Origin of the sequence: Bradyrhizobium ottawaense (assembly GCF_002278135.3) — a bacterium.
Classification (GTDB): Bacteria; Pseudomonadota; Alphaproteobacteria; order Rhizobiales; family Xanthobacteraceae; genus Bradyrhizobium; species Bradyrhizobium ottawaense.
The window spans coordinates 3945145-3964841 of sequence record NZ_CP029425.2; the positions used below are offsets into that span (position 1 = coordinate 3945145).

Below are 19697 nucleotides of genomic sequence, written 5' to 3' on the forward strand. Positions count from 1 at the left end.
GAGACATGCCTTACGTCACCATTTCCACCGTCCGCGGCATTCTGGATGCCGCGCAGAAGAAGACGCTGCTCGAACGCGTCACCGACCTCCTGGTCGAGGTCGAAGGGCAGGGCAGCCCGGATTTCCGCCGCAACGTCTGGGTCAGGATCGAGGAGCAGGAGCCCTCGCACTGGTCGCTCGGCGGCATGCAGCCGACAGCTGAGATCATCGCGAGCACGTTCGGCCCGATCGGGACGGACGGGGTGCGGATCGCGCGGCGCTAGCAGCACGGAATGCGTGGGCGGATCAGCTCAAGGCATGGTCCGCCCGCCACCGCCCCGTGCTCAACCGATCTACGGGGCGGTTTCCATTGCATCGCACAATCAGGACAAGGGCCTGCACCAGCACACGGCTGCATTGAGGTTCGGGAGGCGAACACCATATGCTCTGCAAGGGAGCCCTGCCGTGCAGACCATGAAGGCGGCCCTCGTTGCGGCGATTGGCGTCGTGGCTTTGATCTGCTGCCTCCTTCCCAGTTCAGCGGAGGAGAACGGCCGTCTTGCACTGATTGTGTCGATCGACGGAGCCATCGGCCCTGCGTCGGCCAGTTACGTGAAGGAGGCCTTGGCCAAGGCAAGCGAACGGCGCGCCGAGGTCGTGCTTCTGAGAATCAACACGCCCGGCGGCCTCAATACCAGCATGCGCGAGATCATTGCGGATGTGCTGGCCTCGCCCGTCCCCGTCGTCGGTTACGTCGCTCCCTCCGGCGCCCACGCGGCGAGCGCGGGGACCTATATCCTTTATGCGACCCACATCGCGGCGATGGCGCCGGGCACCAATATCGGTGCGGCAACGCCGGTGCAGATTGGCGGACCGCTGCCGGGGCTGCCGGGCGGTACACCGGACAAGGGCGGCAAAGACAAGAAGGACGGCGACCAGCAGAGCGAGAAGGATCAGCCCAGAGATCAGCTCAAGGATGCGATGACGGCAAAGGTGACCAATGATGCGGTTGCTTTCATCCGCAGCCTTGCGGAGCTGCGTGGCCGCAATGTGGACTGGGCGGAGAAAGCGGTCCGTGAGGCCGCCACTCTCTCTGCCAACGGCGCGCTGCAGGCCCACGCCATCGAGCTGGTCGCGCGCGATCAGGCTGAATTGCTGAGGCAGCTCGATGGCCGTGTGGTCGAGGTTGCAGGCGGCAAGACGCAACGCCTCGCGACCAAGGATGCGGTCGTCGAAGCCATCGACCCCGGATGGATATCCCGCTTCCTGGCGGTCATCACCGATCCGAATGTGGCGTTCATTCTCCTGATGGTCGGCATCTACGGCCTGATCTTCGAGTTCATGTCTCCCGGAGCCGTCGCTCCCGGCGTGGTCGGCGCGATCTGCCTGCTGATCGGTCTCTATGCGCTCAATTTGCTGCCGATCAACTATGCCGGCCTTGCCCTGATGCTGGTCGGCATCGTGCTTCTCACCGTCGAAGCCTTCAATCCGACGGTGGTGATCGGTCTCGGGGGCATCATCGCTTTCGTGCTGGGAGCGCTGATGCTCTTCAGGGTCGAGGCGCCCGGCTACCACCTGTCGTGGTGGGTGATCGGCATCACGGCAGCCGTGTTCGCCGGCTTTGCTCTGGTCGTGCTCGGTTCGCTTCGGCGTGCCGCCCGGGCTCCGGAACGGGTCGGCGCGCAGGCGATGCGAGGCTTGCCCGCCGAGGTTCTCGACTGGAGTGGGAGCGAAGGTCACGTCTTCGCCCATGGCGAGCGCTGGCAGGCGCGTGGCGCCGAAACGTTCAAGCCCGGAGAGACGGTCGAAGTCGCGAACGTTGTCGACCTGACGCTGCTGATACGGCGCGCACCGGCCAGGACCGGTGAGGGAGGTACATCATGATGCTGGAATATCTGACCTATGCGGCGCTTCTGCTGCTCGTCATCATGTTTCTATCCCAGGCCATTCGGATCCTGCGCGAATACGAGCGTGGCGTCATCTTCACGCTCGGCCGTTTTACCGGCGTGAAGGGCCCGGGCCTCATCATCCTCATTCCGGTCGTGCAGCAACTCGTCAAGGTCGACCTCCGCGTGATGGTGCAGGTCGTGCCGCCGCAGGACGTGATTTCGCGGGATAACGTGTCCGTCAAGGTCAACGCCGTTCTGTACTTCCGCATCGTCGACCCCGAACGTGCCATCATCAAGGTCGGCGATTACATGGCCGCCACCAGCCAGCTCGCGCAGACCACGTTGCGCTCGGTGCTCGGCAAGCACGAGCTCGACGAGATGCTGGCCGAGCGCGACAGGTTGAACGCCGACATCCAGGAGATCCTCGACAAGCAGACCGACGTCTGGGGCATCAAGGTGACCGGCATAGAGATCAAGGACGTCGATATCAACGAAACCATGGTGCGCGCGATTGCCAAACAGGCCGAGGCGGAACGGTTGCGGCGCGCCAAGGTGATCAATGCGATGGGCGAGCAGCAGGCTGCCGAAAAGCTCGTCGAGGCCGGCCGGATTCTCGCGCAGGAGCCTCAGGCGATGCAGCTGCGTTATTTCGCGGCCCTGCACGATATCGCGGGCGAACGGTCGTCGACCGTGGTCTTTCCGCTGCCGACGGGCCTGCTCGACCATTTTATGCCGCGGCGGGACAATCCTTAGCGACAAGCAACAGGCTGACCCATCTTCGGCCCCATTGGGCGTGTCGAATGTCGATCCCAACTTGAACGGGAGGAGAATTCGATGACGCAGCATGCCGCCAGACCCGCAATCCCCCGCCGAAATCGGCCGTCGATCCTCGCCGTTCCGCTGATCGCCCTCGCACTTTGGTCGTGGGGGATCGCCGCGGCGCAGGCCGCCGAATCGGGCAAGGACGCGATGGCTGCCGGTCTGCCGCGCATTCTCGTGCTTGCGACCGGCGGCACCATCGCAGGCCAGGCCGACGCGCGTGCGACCGGCGCCTACAAATCCGGCCAGATCACGGGCGAGCAGCTGATGCAATCGGTGCCGGGCCTGGACAAGCTCGCAAAGCTGAACGCCGAGCAGATCTCGTCGATCGGGTCCCAGGACATGAACGACAAGGTCTGGTTTGCGCTGGCTCGTCGCATCCAGGAGGCCTTCGACAAGAACGAGGCCGATGCGGTCGTCATCACCCATGGCACCGATACGCTCGAGGAGACCGCGTTCTTCCTCGACAACGTGGTGCGCGGCGACAAGCCGGTGGTGATCGTCGGCTCGATGCGGCCGGCGACGGCCGTCAGCGCGGACGGCCCCGGCAATCTCTACGAGGCCGTGCAGGTGGCGGCCGACCCGCGCTCGCGCGGGCGCGGCGTGCTGGCGGTGCTGAACGACAAGATTCAGGGCGCACGCTCGGTCACCAAGACCAACACCACCAGCATCGAGACGTTCAGCTCGGCCAATGACGGGCCGGTCGGCTATGTCGACAGCGCCGGCGGCATTCGCTTCATGGCGCAGGCTCAAGGTCTCAAGCGCGCGACCTATCAGCTTCCAGCCGGCGAGCAATTGCCGCGCGTCGCGATCGTGTACTCGCACGCCAACATGGACGCCGTTCCGATCGAGGACGCCATCTCGCACGGCGCCAAGGGCATCGTGCTGGCCGGCGTCGGCGACGGCAACACCTCGAAGCCGGCGCTCGATGCGCTCGAAGCTGCGGCGAAGAAGGGCGTCATCGTGGTTCGCTCGACGCGGGTTCGGTCGGGCTTCGTGACGAGGAACGTCGAGGTCGACGACGACAAGAACGGGTTCGTCGTGTCCGAAGACCTCAATCCGCAGAAGGCGCGGGTGCTCACGCAATTGCTGATCGCGGGCGGCGTGACCGCGCCGGCAGAGCTGCAGAAGGCCTTTACGGCGACGTGGTAGCGGGCAGGTCGTACACCCTACGATTCAAACGAAAAGGCGCTCCTTGCGGAGCGCCTTTTGCTTGTCGGATACCTTCCGGGCCGTTTAGCCCGAATAGTACATCTCGAACTCGACCGGATGCGGGGTCATTTCGAAGCGGGCGACTTCGGTCATCTTCAGCTCGATATAGGCGTCGATGAAGTCGTCGTCGAACACGCCGCCGGCCTTGAGGAAGCCGCGGTCCTTGTCGAGGTTTTCGAGCGCCTCGCGCAAGCTACCGCAGACGGTCGGGATCTGCTTCAGCTCTTCCTTCGGCAGGTCGTAGAGGTCCTTGTCCATCGCCGGACCCGGATCGATCTTGTTCTTGATGCCGTCGAGGCCGGCCATCAGCATCGCGGCGAAGCCGAGATACGGGTTGGCCATCGGATCGGGGAAGCGCACCTCGACGCGCTTGGCCTTCGGCGAAGCGGTGTAGGGGATGCGGCACGAGGCCGAGCGGTTGCGCGCGGAGTAGGCGAGCAGCACGGGGGCCTCATAGCCCGGGACCAGGCGCTTGTAGGAGTTGGTCGACGGGTTGGTGAAGGCGTTGATCGCCTTGGCGTGCTTGATGATGCCGCCGATGTAGTGCAGGCAGGTCTCCGAGAGGTCGGCGTATTTGTTGCCGGCGAACACCGGCTTGCCGTCCTTCCAGATCGACTGGTGCACGTGCATGCCCGAGCCGTTGTCGCCGAAGATCGGCTTCGGCATGAAGGTGGCGGTCTTGCCGTAGATGTGCGCGACCTGGTGGATGCAGTACTTGTAGATCTGCATGTGGTCGGCCATCAGCGTCAGCGTGTCGAACTTCATGCCGAGTTCGTGCTGGGCGGAAGCGACTTCGTGGTGATGCTTCTCGACCTTGACGCCCATCTTGGCCATGGCGCCCAGCATCTCCGAGCGCATGTCCTGCACCGAGTCCTGCGGCGGGACGGGGAAGTAACCGCCCTTGGTGCGGATGCGGTGGCCGAGATTGCCGCCTTCATATTCGGTGTCGGAGTTGGTCGGCAGCTCCGAGGAGTCGAGGCGGAAACCGGTCTTGTAGGGCTCGGCCGAATAGCGCACGTCGTCGAACACGAAGAACTCGGCCTCGGGGCCGACGAACACGCTGTCGCCCACGCCCATCGACTTCACCATGGCCTCGGCCTTCTTGGCGATGCCGCGGGGGTCGCGGTTGTAGGGCTCGCCGGTGGTCGGCTCGAGCACGTCGCAGGTGATGACCATGGTGGTCTCGGCGAAGAACGGGTCGATCGTCGCGGTGACCGGATCGGGCATCAGGCACATGTCGGACTCGTTGATCGCCTTCCAGCCGGCGATCGAGGAGCCGTCGAACATCGTTCCTTCGGCGAAGATGTCATCGTCGATCATGCTGACGTCGAACGTCACATGCTGCCACTTGCCGCGCGGATCGGTGAAGCGCAGGTCGACGTACTTGACGTCGTTGTCCTTGATCGATTTCAGGACGTCTTTGGCGGTCTTCATGCATACCCCTTTTGGCTCTGCGGGTCGGTTTCCAGATGAGCAAAATTATTCTCGCTCGGGCGAGTTTTGCGCGACCGCACAAACGAAATCAGGCCGCCGAAGCAGCCTTCTTTCTAGTCGGAGTGTCGCAAAATTCGGGATAGCACCCGGCTCAGATAGCGTCCAGCCCGGATTCGCCGGTTCGGATGCGGATCGCCTCTTCGATGTTGGAGACGAAGATCTTACCATCGCCAATGCGTCCGGTTTGCGCGGCGCGGCGGATCGCGTCGATGGCGCGCTCGACCAGATCGTCGCCGATCACGATCTCGATCTTCACCTTGGGCAGGAAGTCGACGATGTATTCTGCGCCGCGGTAGAGCTCGGCGTGCCCCTTCTGCCGGCCAAAACCCTTGGCTTCGGTGACGGTGATGCCCTGAAGGCCGACTTCCTGAAGCGCTTCCTTCACCTCGTCGAGCTTGAATGGCTTGATGATGGCTTCGATTTTCTTCACTGCGCGCCTCCGGCCTTTCGATCAAATAGCAACGTCTTCGTCAGGATGCGCTTTTCTTAACGCACGATCTTGTCTTCGCTATGCCTGAAACCCTGACCAGTCCGGCAACAACGGCCGGCCACACCCTGATAGATGCCAGTGAGCACGACGAACCGAAGCGGCTTCCTCGAAAGCAGGGTCTATGCCAAGTTGCACATGTCCTGATTGTTGGAGCGTTATCAGCCTTTTAACGAGCATCTCTGAGTAGTGGTGCCGACCTGCACAAAATACCGAAGACTACGAAATAGGCAAACGGTTCAATAAGTGTGCAGATCGATGTTCCCCAGGGTGGGGCGGCGCGGCATGTGCCTGTTGAAAAGGCGTTTGGACCAGGGAAGTGGCATGGAAGTTCTGACCACCGCTGAAATGCAGCGCGCCGACCAGCTCACCATCGCGGCCGGCACGCCCGGTTTCAAGCTGATGCTGAGCGCGGGCCAGGCCGTCGCCGAGGCCGCCCAGGCGCTGGTGGAGGAGGGGCCGATCCTGATCGTGGCCGGCCCCGGCAACAATGGCGGTGACGGTTTTGTCGCAGCCGCCGAGCTCGCCGCGCAGGGGCGGGAGGTCTCGGTCATCCTGATGTGCGAGCGCGACCAGCTCCAGGGCGACGCGGCCTCCGCGGCGCGCGGCTGGAAGCATCCGGTGCTGCCGTTCAATCCACAGGCGATCGGACGCCCGGCGCTGATCATCGATGCGCTGTTCGGCGCAGGCCTCAGCCGTCCCGTCGATGGCGAGGCGCGCGCGATGATCGAGGCGATCAACGCCAACGGCGCCCCGGTGCTCGCGGTCGACCTGCCGAGCGGCATCAACGGCACCAGCGCGGCGGTGATGGGGGCGGCGGTGAACGCCACCGAAACCGTCACCTTCTTCCGCAAGAAACCGGCGCATCTCTTGCTGCCCGGCCGGATGCATTGCGGCCGCGTGCGCGTCGCCGACATTGGCATCGACGCGCAGGTGCTGGACGAGATCGCGCCGCAGACGTTCGAGGACGATCCGGATGTCTGGGGCGCCGCTTTTCCGGTGCCGCGCATCGACGGCCACAAATACGCGCGGGGGCATGTGCTGGCAGTCTCCGGCGATGCGGCGGCGACCGGCGCTGCGCGGCTCGCCGCGCGCGGCGCGCTGCGGGCAGGGGCGGGCCTTGTGACGCTGGCAAGCCCGCGCGATGCGCTCGCGATCAATGCGGCCGCGCTCACGGCGGTCATGGTTCGCCCCGTCGACACCGTCGTCGAGTTCGGCGAGCTGCTCGGCGACAAGCGCTACAACACCTGCATCATCGGCCCCGGCGCCGGCATCGGTGAGCGCACCTGCGATCTCGTCCACACCGCGCTCGGCGCGCAGCGTCGTCTGGTGCTCGATGCCGATGCCCTGACGAGCTTTGCCGCAACCCCCGAGCGCCTGTTCGAATCGATCAAGTCATCGCAAGACAACGCGGTGGTGCTGACCCCGCACGAGGGCGAGTTTCCGCGCCTGTTCTCGGACCTCAGCAACAAGCACCCGGGCCGCTCCAAGCTGGAGCGCGTGCGCGACGCCGCCGAACGCTCCGGCGCGGTGGTGCTCCTGAAGGGCCCGGACACCACCATTGCCGCCCCCGACGGCCGCGCCACCATCGCTGCCAACGCGCCGCCCTGGCTCGCCACCGCCGGCGCCGGCGACGTGCTCGCCGGCATCATCGCCGGCCTGCTGGCGCAAGGCGTGCCGGCCTTCGAAGCCGCCAGCATCGGCGTCTGGATGCATGGCGAGGCGGGACGAGAAGCCGGGCCGGGCCTGATCGCGGAGGATCTCACCGAGACGCTGCCGGCAGTGCACCGGCGGATCTATGATGCGCTGGGGGTGGAGTACTGAGCTGTTCGCTACGGCGGGTAGGACGGGTAGGGTGCAGCGAAACCGATCTTACAAAAGATCACTCCACCGCGTACCACCGCACCAGCCGTGGCGCGGCCCAGTCGGTTGCGACGGATTCGATCAGCCATTGTCCGGGGGAGGTCGCCGCGAAGGCGATGCGCTGGGTCTGGCCGGGCTCGATGGCGAGCGTGTCGAGCCAGTACGGCTTCCAGCCGTCGTCGAGCTTGTCGAGCAGGCGGAAGTGGTGGCCGTGGAGGTGGAAGACGGTCGTCACTGGGCCTGTGTTCTTGAGGGCCAGCACGACGGTGCGGCCCGCCTTGGCGCGGAGGGCCGGGGCGGAGGATCTGGAGAAGTCGGCACACCGTGCCCATCCAGCGTCGGCTGCGCCGAGCGCGACATCGAACCGCAGGGCGCCTCGGAGATCCAGCTTGTCGGGCAGGTCGTTGGAAGGGAGCGGCTGCGGCGGCAACAGCGGCGCGCGGCGCTCCAGTCTGCCGGAGACCGCAAGCGAGCCGATCCGGTGCGCCTCCTTGCCGTCATGGAGCAGAATCGGGGCCGAGCTGGCCGCATCCACAATGGCATCGGCACGCCCGCCCGGGGCTAGGACCAGAGCACCGTTGCGCGCCGGGAACGGTTCGGCTGGTTGTCCGTCCAGGGCCATTACCCGGACGTCGTGGTTTTCCAATTTGATCGCCAGAACAGTGCGTTGGGAGCCGTTGATAAAGCGCAGCCGCAAACGCTCGCCAGCTGCAGCTGAGAGTTCAAATGAAGTCTGTCCGTTAAGCGTATAGAGCGGCGTCGCGTCCTTTGGGGCCCGTCCCGGGGGGAGTGCGGTGCCGTCCGACCGCAACCGCCACTCCTCGATCAGCAGGACCTCGTCGCGATCGACCGCGCCAGCGTTTGCCTCCTGCGCGATGACCGGAAGCGGACGCGCAGGCCGCGTCAGGACGTCCTCGAAGAGGCGGAAGTCCGCCAGCAGGGTTCCCGCGCTTGGTACTGAAATAATTGAGGTTTCGGTCGCGCCCGGCGGAGCGGGCGCGCGCCCGCGCAGCGGGTCGGCCGCGGCCGGGCCATTGAGGCCGTACCAGGCTGGGGCAAGTGGGACAGGCAGGTCGTTGCGAAACACCACCTCGCAGCGGTCGCCGCGCTTGAGACGGACGCTCCCGAGGTGGCTTACGGCGGCCAGCTCCCAGATTGGTGTAGCTGGCTGACCCGGCCTGAGAGCCAGGGTTTGCGGCCTTGCCTGAAGGGAAAGCTGGGCGGTCAGGGCCGGGGCGGCACTGCTGGCGACCAACCCGGCCGCCGAGGCGCCAAGCCCGGTGCCAAGCCCGGCGGCAAGGCCGGCCAAAAGCTCACGTCGGGTCGGGTCGAAGAACCGCGTTTTCATGGGCCGATCCGGACCACGCTACGCTGGATAAGTCCAGCCGTCGTGCCTACGTAAAGCCTGCCTCCATCGGGCCATTTTTTTGCTGCGAACAGTCAGGCACATGTTATAAGCCCGGCCGCCCGCGGCATCGCGGCCGGTCTTGATGCAAATTTACGCGGGCGTGGCGGAACTGGTAGACGCGCTGGATTTAGGTTCCAGTGACGAAAGTTGTGGGGGTTCGAGTCCCTCCGCCCGCACCAAGCGCTTATCGCGTTTGCACGGATTACGAGACCTGCTTTCGCGCGGATGTTTGTCCGCCGGGAGCCGGTTCGATGAAGCACCGGCGTTGAGGCGTTTGCCTCGCGCCGGATCGATTAATGACAGCGTCCCGACGCATGCGCGCCGGGACCGAACGGGAAGAAGATTGGACGCCATGCAGGTCACAGAAACCCTCTCGGAAGGTTTGAAGCACGAGTTCAAGATCAGCGTTCCCGCGTCTGATCTCGACGCCAAGGCCGGCGCCAAGCTCGTCGACCTCAAGGACAAGGTCCGCATCAACGGCTTCCGCCCCGGCAAGGTGCCGGTCACTCACCTGAAGAAGGTCTACGGCCGCTCGGTGATGGCCGAGACCATCGACCAGACCATCCGCGACACCAATACGCAGCTGTTCTCCGAGCGCGGCTTCCGCCTTGCGACCGAGCCGAAGATCACCATGCCGAGCGAGCAGGCCGAGGTCGAGGAGCTGCTGAGCGGCAAGACCGATCTGACCTACACGGTCGCGATCGAGGTGGTGCCGGCGATCGCGCTCGCCGACTTCAAGACCTTCCAGGTCGAGAAGCCCGTGGCCGACGTCACCGACGCCGACGTCGACGAGGCGATCAAGCGCATCGCTGATACCAACCGCGGCTATGCGGCGAAGGCCGAGGGCGCCAAGGCCGAGTCGGGTGACCGCGTCACCATCAACTTCAAGGGCTCCATCAACGGCGAAGTCTTCGAGGGCGGCACCGGCGAAGGCATCCAGGTCGTGATCGGCTCCAACACCTTCATTCCCGGCTTCGAGGAGCAGCTGACCGGCATCGGCGCGGGCGAGACCCGCACGCTGAAGGTGTCGTTCCCGAAGAACTACATGAACGACAAGCTCGCCGGCCAGCCCGCCGAGTTCGAGACCACCGCGACCTCGATCGAGGCGCCGCAGGACATCGCGATCGACGACGAGTTCGCCAAGACGCTTGGCCTCGAATCGCTGGACAAGCTCAAGGAAGCCGCGCGCGAGCGTCTGAACGTCGAGTTCGCCGGCGCGACGCGCCAGCGCGTCAAGCGCGCACTGCTCGACCGCCTCGACGAAGCCCATCGCTTCGAGGCGCCGCCCTCGCTGGTCGACGAGGAGTTCAATCTCATGTGGAACTCGGTCAAGGCCGAGATGGACTCCGCGGGCAAGACCTTTGCCGACGAGGACACCACTGAGGACGCCGCCAAGGAAGAGTACCGCAAGATCGCCGACCGCCGCGTGCGGCTCGGTCTCGTGCTCTCCGAGATCGGCGAGAAGAACAAGATCACCGTGACCGACGACGAGGTCGGCCGCGCCGTGATCGAGCGCGCCCGCTCGATGCCCGGCCGCGAGAAGGAAGTCTGGGACTATTACCGCAGCAACGCCCAGGCGTTGGCCCAGCTCCGTGCACCGATCTATGAGGACAAGGTCGTCGACTTCATCCTCGAGCTCGCCAACGTGACCGAGAAGAAGGTCTCGCGCGAGGACCTCTACAAGGACGACGAGGCGGAAAAGACCGCAGCCTGAGGCCCGTTCCGATACCATCGGAATGGGGCTCTGAGGCAGCCATCCATTAAGGATGATCGGCAAAGAGGCCCAGCTAGCCAGATGGCCGGCTGGGCCTCTTCGTACGAATCAGCTTCAACTGCCCCGCGGATTAAGCCTTAATGCGCTCCGCACTTGTCAGGTGCGAATTGGGCTATATCTGTCGGTACGCCTTCTACCTCTACCAAGTTCCTGCATCACGGGACGTGCATCGGCCTTCAGCAGATCCAGCCCAAACTGGCAGTCAAGACTGGCGATGTCCGCCTCTTAAAAACCCTAGGTGACTCATGCGCGATCCGGTTGAAACCTACATGAACCTCGTGCCCATGGTGGTCGAGCAGACCAACCGTGGCGAGCGCGCCTACGACATCTTCTCGCGCCTCTTGAAGGAGCGCATCATCTTCCTGACCGGTCCGGTCGAGGACGGCATGTCGACGCTGGTCGTCGCACAGTTGTTGTTCCTCGAGGCGGAAAATCCGAAGAAGGAAATCTCGATGTACATCAACTCGCCGGGCGGCGTGGTGACGTCGGGCCTTGCGATCTACGACACCATGCAGTTCATCCGCCCGCCGGTCTCGACGCTGTGCACGGGGCAGGCGGCCTCGATGGGCTCGCTGCTGCTCGCCGCCGGCGAGAAGGACATGCGCTTCTCGCTGCCGAACGCGCGCATCATGGTGCATCAACCCTCCGGCGGCTTCCAGGGCCAGGCCACCGACATCATGCTGCACGCGCAGGAAATCCTGAACCTGAAGAAGCGGCTCAACGAGATCTACGTGAAGCACACCGGCCAGACCTACAAGGCGATCGAGGACGCGCTGGAACGCGACAAGTTCCTGACCGCGAACGACGCCAAGGAGTTCGGCCTGGTCGACAAGGTCATCGACAAGCGTGCCGAGGAACCGGCGGCGGCGAAGACCCCGTAGCACTACTGGGGCTGCGGCGATCCCTTACTCGACCCTCGGGCATCGCCGGGCACCATCAGGGCGGCGTTCACGTTTAGGACGCGTGTGCGCGTCGCAAAACGGTATTTTGCGCCCTGCGGCAAGCAGAAGGTTCCGCTTTCGTGCTTGTTTTTCGTGGCAATCCAGCAACGCCGGGGTGATTTCGATCACTTCGCCCGTGCCAAGACCGGAAATCACGGTATTGTCACGGGTAGCCGGCGACCCCCGATTAGCGAATTCTTGATAGTCGGGTGACAGCATGGTTGGCTACGAATGATCGGCTAAGATCGCGGAGAATCGAGTGACCGTGATTCGCACGGGATGTAACGCGTAGGGTCTTTTTTGGTACGGAATTTGCTCTACTTAAGCTTCATGCCGACCATCGTGTCGGAATGGAGCGATCGAGCGGAACGGGATCGAACCGCGGACGGAGACATGAATGAGTAAGGTCGGCACGAGCGACTCCAAGAACACGCTATATTGCTCGTTCTGCGGCAAGAGCCAGCACGAAGTCCGCAAACTGATCGCGGGTCCCACGGTCTTCATCTGCGACGAGTGCGTCGAGCTCTGCATGGACATCATCCGCGAGGAGAACAAATCCTCGCTGGTCAAGTCGCGCGACGGCATTCCGACGCCGAAGGAAATCTGCAAGGTCCTGGACGACTACGTGATCGGCCAGAGCCATGCGAAGAAGGTCCTGTCGGTCGCGGTGCACAACCACTACAAGCGCCTCAACCACCAGACCAAGCACAACGACGTCGAGCTCGCGAAGTCGAACATCCTGCTGATCGGTCCGACCGGCTCGGGCAAGACGCTGCTCGCGCAGACGCTCGCCCGCATCCTGGACGTGCCGTTCACCATGGCCGATGCGACGACGCTGACCGAGGCCGGCTATGTCGGTGAGGACGTCGAGAACATCATCCTGAAGCTGCTCCAGGCCGCCGACTACAACGTCGAGCGCGCCCAGCGCGGCATCGTCTACATCGACGAAATCGACAAGATCAGCCGCAAGTCCGACAATCCCTCGATCACGCGCGACGTGTCGGGTGAGGGCGTGCAGCAGGCGCTGCTCAAGATCATGGAAGGCACGGTGGCTTCGGTCCCGCCGCAGGGCGGCCGCAAGCATCCGCAGCAGGAGTTCCTGCAGGTGGATACCACCAACATCCTGTTCATCTGCGGCGGTGCCTTCGCCGGCCTCGAGAAGATCATCTCGGCGCGCGGACGATCGACCTCGATCGGCTTCGCAGCCCAGGTGATGGCGCCCGAAGACCGCCGGACCGGCGAGATCTTCCGTCACGTCGAGCCTGAGGACCTCCTGAAGTACGGCCTCATCCCCGAGTTCGTCGGCCGTCTGCCGGTCGTGGCGACGCTCGAGGACCTCGATGAGACCTCGCTGAAGAAGATCCTCACCGAGCCGAAGAACGCGCTGGTGAAACAGTACCAGCGGCTGTTCGAGATGGAGAACATCGAGCTGACCTTCGCCGACGAGGCGCTTGGCGCGGTTGCCCGCAAGGCGATCGAGCGCAAGACCGGTGCGCGCGGATTGCGTTCGATCCTCGAGGCGATCCTGCTCGAGACCATGTTCGATCTGCCGGGCCTGGAAGGTGTGGAAGAGGTCGTGATTTCGCGCGAAGTCGTGGAAGGAACGGCGCGTCCGCTCTACATCTACGCCGATCGGTCCGATCGCGCCGTCGAGAACGCCAGCGCCTGATCTTTCGGCGCTGGAACGCCCCAATTGTATCCTCAAAGTGGGCTGCGGAAGTGTATCTCCGCAGCCGATGTTGCGTCGCTTACCGCGTTGCGTAAGCGCCTGATGGCGCGCGTTTTTCAATGACTTGACACCCCCCGGGTCGATAGCCACCTAATGTCGGCGGCGAGCGAAAATTCTCTTCCAGATTCGCCTCAGTTCCGATCCGGCGAGCCGGTCCAACGCGAAAAACGGACCGATCGGTTTTGCGGATCACCTCGGCACCTTGTGGCGGTTGCGCAAGAGCATGGCGGGCTGCGTGCAAGGGGGCAAAGCAAAAGGAAAAGGCCATGACTAATCCAAAACCCAGGCCAACCATCGTTCATGGCGAAACGCACGCCTATCCCGTGCTGCCGCTGCGCGACATCGTCGTCTTCCCGCACATGATCGTTCCGCTCTTCGTCGGTCGCGAGAAGTCGATCCGCGCGCTCGAAGAGGTGATGAAGAACGACGCGCTGATCATGCTCGCGACGCAGAAGAACGCGTCCGACGATGATCCGGCGCCCGACTCCATTTACGAGACCGGTACGCTTGCCAGCGTGCTGCAGCTCTTGAAGCTTCCCGACGGCACCGTGAAGGTGCTGGTCGAAGGGCTCGAGCGTGCGCGCGTGCAGAAATACACCGATCGCGCCGACTATTACGAAGCGACCGCCATTGCGCTGGCCGACACCGATGCGAAGTCGGTCGAGGCGGAAGCGCTGTCGCGCTCGGTCGTGTCCGACTTCGAGAGCTATGTGAAGCTCAACAAGAAGATCTCGGCCGAGGTCGTCGGCGTCGTGCAGGCGATCACCGATTTCGCCAAGCTCGCCGACACCGTTGCCTCGCATCTCGCCGTCAAGATCGCGGATCGCCAGGGTATCCTGGAGACGCTGTCCGTCACCACGCGCCTGGAGAAGGTGCTGGGCCTGATGGAGAGCGAGATCTCGGTGCTGCAGGTCGAGAAGCGCATCCGCTCCCGGGTCAAGCGCCAGATGGAGAAGACCCAGCGCGAGTATTATCTCAACGAGCAGATGAAGGCGATCCAGAAGGAGCTCGGCGACGACGACGGTCGCGACGAGCTCGCCGATCTCGAAGAGAAGATCGCCAAGACCAAGCTCTCCAAGGAAGCGCGCGAGAAGGCGCAGCATGAATTGAAGAAGCTGCGGCAGATGTCGCCGATGTCCGCGGAAGCGACCGTCGTGCGCAACTATCTGGATTGGCTGCTGTCGATCCCGTGGAACAAGAAGTCCAAGGTGAAGAAGGACCTGGAATCGGCGCAGGCCATCCTGGACTCCGATCACTACGGGCTGGAGAAGGTCAAGGAGCGCATCGTCGAGTATCTCGCCGTGCAGTCGCGCGCCAACAAGCTCACGGGCCCGATCCTGTGCCTGGTCGGGCCTCCCGGCGTCGGCAAGACCTCGCTCGGCAAGTCGATCGCGAAGGCGACGGGGCGCGAATTCGTGCGCGTCTCGCTCGGCGGCGTGCGCGACGAGGCCGAGATCCGCGGTCACCGCCGCACCTATATCGGCTCGATGCCCGGCAAGATCATCCAGTCGATGCGCAAGGCGAAGTCGTCCAATCCGCTGTTTCTGCTGGACGAGATCGACAAGATGGGCGCCGATTTCCGCGGCGATCCGTCCTCGGCTCTGCTCGAGGTCCTCGACCCCGAGCAGAACGGCACCTTCAACGACCACTATCTCGAGGTCGACTACGATCTGTCCAACGTGATGTTCATCACGACCGCGAATACGCTCAATATTCCCGGGCCGCTGATGGACCGCATGGAGATCATCCGGATCGCGGGCTACACCGAGAACGAGAAGGTCGAGATCGCGCGCAAGCATCTGATCCCGAACGCGGTGTCCAAGCATGGCCTGGACTCCAAGGAGTTCTCGATCGACGACGACGCGCTGCTGCTTTTGATCCGCCGCTACACCCGCGAAGCGGGCGTGCGTAATCTGGAGCGTGAGCTCTCCACACTCGCCCGCAAGGCGGTGAAGGAGCTGATGATCTCCAAGAAGAAGTCGGTCAAGGTCACCGAGAAGACTCTGGAAGAGCTGCTCGGCGTGCCGAAGTACCGCTTCGGCGAGATCGAGAGCGAGCCGCAGGTCGGCATCGTCACCGGCCTTGCCTGGACCGATGTCGGCGGTGAGCTGCTCACCATCGAAGGCGTCATGATGCCCGGCAAGGGCAAGATGACGGTCACGGGCAATCTGCGCGACGTGATGAAGGAGTCGATTTCGGCGGCGGCGTCCTACGTCCGCTCGCGTGCGATCAACTACGGCATCGAGCCGCCGATGTTCGACCGCCGCGACATCCACGTGCACGTGCCTGAGGGCGCGACGCCGAAGGACGGCCCGTCCGCGGGCGTCGCCATGGCCACCGCGATCATCTCGGTCATGACCGGCATCCCGGTCCGCCACGATGTCGCGATGACCGGCGAGATCACGCTGCGCGGCCGCGTGCTGCCGATCGGCGGCCTGAAGGAGAAGCTGCTGGCTGCGGCCCGCGGCGGCATCAAGACGGTGCTGATCCCCGAGGACAACGCCAAGGATCTCACGGAGATTTCCGATGCGATCAAGGGCGGCATGGAGATCATCCCGGTCTCGCGCCTCGACGACGTCGTCGCCAAGGCGCTGGTGAAGAAGCCTGTGCCGATCGTCTGGGAAGAGGACACCAAGGTGACGGTGAAGCCGGACGGCGATGAAGCCGCCGGCGGCCTGACCGCTCACTGAGGTTCAGCGAAAAGATGATAGAACGGCGCCTTCGGGCGCCGTTTTTGTTTTGGGGGCAAGGGGAGGAGGGCGATGCACGTCGACGGGCAATGCCATTGCGGGACAATCACCTTCGAGGCCGAGGTCGATCCGGAGGAGGTCTCGGTCTGTCACTGCACCGATTGCCAGACGCTGACCGGCTCGCCGTTCCGGGTGACGGCCGTCTGCTCCGGCGTTGATGTCCGCCTGACCGGCGGCACGCCCAAGGTCTACGGCAAGCGCGGCGACAACGGCCGGATGCGCTTCCAGCACTTCTGCGCCGATTGTGGTTCCCCGCTGTTCACCAGCGGCGAGGGCGATGAGGCCGACGATTGGGGCATCCGCTGGGGCTCTATCCGCCAGCGCGACAAATTGCGCCCCGTCAGGCAGATCTGGTGCCAGTCGGCGGCGGTATGGATCGACGCGGTGCCGCTGCTGCCGGGGAGGCCGCAGGATTGAGGTTGGCTTGCCGAGCCGAAGCTCGCGGCTCAAAGCCCGCCTTCGCCCGTTGGGCTTCGGCGCGGCAGCCTTCGCTCACTTCGCGCCACGAGCACGAATGCTGGCCTGCCGAGTTGCCGGCTTGCCCAGCCGAAGCTCGCGAAGCGAGCGAAGGCTGGTGGGCGGTCACGGATTCGAACCGCGGACCCTCTCGGTGTAAACGAGATGCTCTAACCAGCTGAGCTAACCGCCCCACGGCGCCTCTTTAGCGCCTCGGCGGGTGTCGGAGCAAGGGCCGAGCGCGCCCGAGAAGGCGGCGATCGTGCTCGCCGCCGCTGCGCAACGCCTTGGCCCGGAACCCCGCCTGATTGTCAGGCTGTCTTGGTGAACATCGTCAGGACACCATCGGCGATGTTGATCGCGACGACTTGTGACGAGCTCAAGCCCTTGGCCTTGAGCACGGAGGCTGCTTGCGGTGTGGCGTCGATGGACTGCCGGAGCGACTGGATGTCCTTGTCGCTTGTGTGCGCCACGAGTTCATCGACCTTCGCGCGCACGGCCGGCTGCAATTCCTTGACGTCCACAACCTGTATGCTCCGGATCTCGGTGCTGGACTGCGTGGACGGCTGTTCCGCGCCGGGTTGCGACGATGCGCCCTGTGCCTGCACCAGAGCCGGTGTTCCGAGACAGAGAGCTGCAACGATGACGGATGCCGTGAAGCTGCGCATGGTCATGCCTTTTCCAGTTTGAGGAACGGCGAAACCTATCGACGAAATCTGGTTGGCATCTGATTCCGATGTGGCCGTTCGGTGAAACCAATGCGGCCGTAATGCGCACGGATGAGACCGGCTGCGCCGGGTCTGGTGATGTCTACGGCAAGGGGTTAGCTCAGCTGGTTAGAGCATCTCGTTTACACCGAGAGGGTCCGCGGTTCGATTCCGTGACCGAAAGTGAAGAACAGCCAACTCTGGGGCCGAAAAATTCGACCCGGCTAAACTCCTGAAGCTGTCGAAGAGTTAGGGACACACTTCCCTGTATCCGACCGATCCCGCACCCGACGAGCTCCCACTCTCGACCCGGCATCCCGATTTGACCGGACGACAGCCTGCGTTGCCGCATATAAGCTGCCCGCTTGCCTGAGGCTTGGATGGTTTGGCTTCCGTTTGCTTGCGCTCAGTATCCCGCTTCTTGGCGTCCTCGCGCGTCGCGACCGGCTTCTTGTCCTGCACCTTCTCACATTCATTGTCGTCATTGACGCGGTAGCCGGCGCGGCAGGCGATCTTGGTGCAGGTGTCGCCGTCTGCCCTGAAGCCGCGGTCGCAGATCAGCGGACAGACGCGGCCGGGCTTCGCCTTGATCGCGTCCAGCGCATCGAAGCTTGCAAGCTTGGCGTCGAATTTGGTGCCGGCATATTTGTTGAACAGCGCCAGCGAACGCTGTGATGAGGCATTCCAATCGCCCTCTGCGGAAGCTGTCAGACAGCCGACACGGCGGAGCTCCGACTGAACCAGCTTCGTCGTTTCCTGCGGCGACATTGTCGGCGGGGTCGAAGAGGGCGCTATCGCTGCGACCTTCTGCTCCGCGCTGGCAGAGGCTTGTTTCTCCGCGGCCAGCTTGGCGGCCGTCTCGGCGGTGGCCTTGTCGTTCGCCAGCTTCTCGGCGAGCGCCTTCTCCGCGGCCAGCTTCTCGGCGAGGGCCTTCGCCGCTGCCGCCTCGGCGTCCTTCCGGCGCTGCTCGGCTGCGGCGGCCTTGGCTTCCTCGACCTGCTTGGCCTTCTCGGCCGCAAGACGCTTCTCCTCGGCCGCCTTGGCCGCGGCCGCCGCCTTCTCCTGCTCGGCCTTGGTGGCGCGCTCGGCTGCGAGCCGGGCCTTCTCCTCTTCCGCCTGCCGAGCCTTGTCCGCCGTGGTCGCGCGGGTTTCTTCGGCAGCGATCTTGTTCAACTGGCCTTTGGCAAGATCGGTATAGAAGCTACTCGGAAAGCGGTTGAGGAAGGCTGTCCAGCCGTCACGCGTACCGAGCTGAAGCGCCAGTTCGTAGTCGCGCCGGATCTCACTGTCGGGGTTGGCCTGGGGGCCGGCGACGACCGGTTTCGTCGCAACCAGCGGCACGTCGTCGCCGCCCAGCGAGCCATAGACATAGGGCTCCTGCTTGTAGCCGGTGTTCTTGAGGACATCGTCGCGCACGAAGCCGAAGGCCTTGCGCAGGTCGAGCCCCGGCGTCGGCAGGCGTTCGACCAGCGCTGCGGCAAACGGGCTGTTTTTGGCGTCGCCGTCCGAAGCGGTCGAGCCCGCCTTCGCCGCGAAGGCGACCATGGTGTTCGGGCTGGTCGGCTCGACCTTGGCGAGGCCGCGGCCGATGGCGCGCGCGGCGATCGTGCGCTTCATGGTCTTGGCAAAGGGATTGTCGCGGCAGGCATCGAGAATGACGAGGCGAAGCTGCTTGGCCGGCTCGATGGCGAACAGCAGCCGATCGAGCGGGAAAGCCTCGTCGAAGACATCGGTATCGGTTTCCAGCGCGGCGTCGGTCGGAACGAGATAATTGTTGCCGTCCAGCTCGATCCCGTGGCCGGCATAATAGATGACGGCGACGTCGGCCTCGCGCGCCTTGCCGCCGAACTCGCGCAGGGCCTTGCGCATGTCGACGACGCTCAGGTCGAGCTTGACGTCCACGGTGTCGAAGCCGGCCTTCCTGAACATGCCTCCGACCAGCGAGGCGTCGTTCACCGGATTGGTCAGCCGGGGCACGCTCTTGTAGGCGGAATTGCCGATGACGAGAGCCACGCGCTTTTCAGCGTGCGCCGATCCGCAGCCCAGGCAGAATATCGTCAGAAAAAATAGAATCCGAATCGTGCCCATTGCAGCCCCAAATCGCAATGTGATCAGAGTAGTCGGAGTATGCCCTGGAGGCAAAGACGCCTAATGTGACGAACATCACAGGCGCCCGTGCGGGCAATAGG

General features: G+C 64.1%; 15 protein-coding genes and 2 tRNA genes. 11 read left to right on the forward strand and 6 right to left on the reverse strand.

The features are described from left to right. Positions 1 to 5 precede the first annotated feature (5 nt). The 4 genes from CIT37_RS18920 to CIT37_RS18935 all read left to right on the forward strand — a co-directional run bounded on the left by CIT37_RS18920 (position 6) and on the right by CIT37_RS18935 (position 3839). The gene (locus CIT37_RS18920) at positions 6 to 263 is read left to right on the forward strand and encodes a tautomerase family protein (RefSeq protein ID WP_028141432.1); all 258 of its coding nucleotides are present in this window, start codon (positions 6 to 8) and stop codon (positions 261 to 263) included. 181 nt (positions 264 to 444) lie between these two features. Then, positions 445 to 1863: an NfeD family protein gene (locus CIT37_RS18925; protein ID WP_095425431.1), complete on the forward strand. Its 1419-nt coding sequence runs from the start codon at positions 445 to 447 to the stop codon at positions 1861 to 1863. Continuing rightward, complete coding sequence (locus tag CIT37_RS18930) at positions 1860 to 2621, forward strand: slipin family protein (RefSeq protein ID WP_018320108.1); 762 nt, start codon at positions 1860 to 1862, stop codon at positions 2619 to 2621. Before CIT37_RS18925 ends, CIT37_RS18930 begins: the two co-directional genes overlap by 4 nt. Positions 2622 to 2702: 81 nt before the next feature. Beyond that, positions 2703 to 3839, forward strand: coding sequence for an asparaginase (locus tag CIT37_RS18935; RefSeq protein WP_095425432.1), 1137 nt, complete (start codon positions 2703 to 2705; stop codon positions 3837 to 3839). Positions 3840 to 3923: 84 nt separating this feature from the next. Here CIT37_RS18935 and glnA read toward each other — a convergent pair whose 3' ends face one another. After that, on the reverse strand, positions 3924 to 5333 hold the full coding sequence (gene glnA / locus CIT37_RS18940; protein ID WP_018320110.1) for a type I glutamate--ammonia ligase: 1410 nt from the start codon (positions 5331 to 5333) through the stop codon (positions 3924 to 3926). Positions 5334 to 5484: 151 nt separating this feature from the next. Continuing rightward, positions 5485 to 5823 (reverse strand): P-II family nitrogen regulator, encoded by a 339-nt coding sequence (locus CIT37_RS18945; protein ID WP_007603495.1) that lies wholly within the window; start codon positions 5821 to 5823, stop codon positions 5485 to 5487. Positions 5824 to 6204: 381 nt separating this feature from the next. Here CIT37_RS18945 and CIT37_RS18950 point away from each other — a divergent pair, with 381 nt between their 5' ends. Next, positions 6205 to 7704 (forward strand): bifunctional ADP-dependent NAD(P)H-hydrate dehydratase/NAD(P)H-hydrate epimerase, encoded by a 1500-nt coding sequence (locus CIT37_RS18950; RefSeq protein WP_028141435.1) that lies wholly within the window; start codon positions 6205 to 6207, stop codon positions 7702 to 7704. Between the two features lie 58 nt (positions 7705 to 7762). Here CIT37_RS18950 and CIT37_RS18955 read toward each other — a convergent pair whose 3' ends face one another. Next, on the reverse strand, positions 7763 to 9091 hold the full coding sequence (locus CIT37_RS18955) for a multicopper oxidase family protein (RefSeq protein WP_095425433.1): 1329 nt from the start codon (positions 9089 to 9091) through the stop codon (positions 7763 to 7765). A gap of 154 nt (positions 9092 to 9245) precedes the next feature. Between CIT37_RS18955 and CIT37_RS18960 the strand changes: the two genes are divergently transcribed. The 6 genes from CIT37_RS18960 to CIT37_RS18985 all read left to right on the forward strand — a co-directional run bounded on the left by CIT37_RS18960 (position 9246) and on the right by CIT37_RS18985 (position 16762). After that, positions 9246 to 9330, forward strand: a tRNA-Leu gene (locus CIT37_RS18960). 173 nt (positions 9331 to 9503) lie between these two features. After that, complete coding sequence (tig, locus tag CIT37_RS18965) at positions 9504 to 10865, forward strand: trigger factor (protein ID WP_028141437.1); 1362 nt, start codon at positions 9504 to 9506, stop codon at positions 10863 to 10865. Positions 10866 to 11170: 305 nt separating this feature from the next. After that, complete coding sequence (locus CIT37_RS18970; protein WP_018320117.1) at positions 11171 to 11806, forward strand: ATP-dependent Clp protease proteolytic subunit; 636 nt, start codon at positions 11171 to 11173, stop codon at positions 11804 to 11806. 457 nt (positions 11807 to 12263) lie between these two features. Beyond that, the gene (gene clpX / locus CIT37_RS18975; RefSeq protein WP_018320118.1) at positions 12264 to 13535 is read left to right on the forward strand and encodes an ATP-dependent Clp protease ATP-binding subunit ClpX; all 1272 of its coding nucleotides are present in this window, start codon (positions 12264 to 12266) and stop codon (positions 13533 to 13535) included. 326 nt (positions 13536 to 13861) lie between these two features. Continuing rightward, positions 13862 to 16285 carry an endopeptidase La gene (gene lon, locus CIT37_RS18980; RefSeq protein ID WP_028141439.1) on the forward strand — a complete coding sequence of 808 codons (2424 nt, stop codon included), beginning with the start codon at positions 13862 to 13864 and terminating at the stop codon, positions 16283 to 16285. 72 nt (positions 16286 to 16357) lie between these two features. Next, the gene (locus CIT37_RS18985; RefSeq protein WP_038948754.1) at positions 16358 to 16762 is read left to right on the forward strand and encodes a GFA family protein; all 405 of its coding nucleotides are present in this window, start codon (positions 16358 to 16360) and stop codon (positions 16760 to 16762) included. A 155-nt stretch (positions 16763 to 16917) separates the two neighbouring features. On the opposite strand, the gene CIT37_RS18990 is transcribed toward CIT37_RS18985, so the two are convergent. The 3 genes from CIT37_RS18990 to CIT37_RS19000 form a co-directional block, all read right to left on the reverse strand. After that, positions 16918 to 16994: transfer RNA gene (locus CIT37_RS18990), tRNA-Val, on the reverse strand. A 118-nt stretch (positions 16995 to 17112) separates the two neighbouring features. Continuing rightward, a complete protein-coding gene (locus CIT37_RS18995) occupies positions 17113 to 17475 on the reverse strand; it encodes a hypothetical protein (protein ID WP_018320121.1) in 363 nt (120 codons plus the stop codon). A 282-nt stretch (positions 17476 to 17757) separates the two neighbouring features. Further along, a complete protein-coding gene (locus tag CIT37_RS19000) occupies positions 17758 to 19596 on the reverse strand; it encodes a caspase family protein (RefSeq protein WP_095425434.1) in 1839 nt (612 codons plus the stop codon). Between the last annotated feature and the right edge of the window lie 101 nt (positions 19597 to 19697).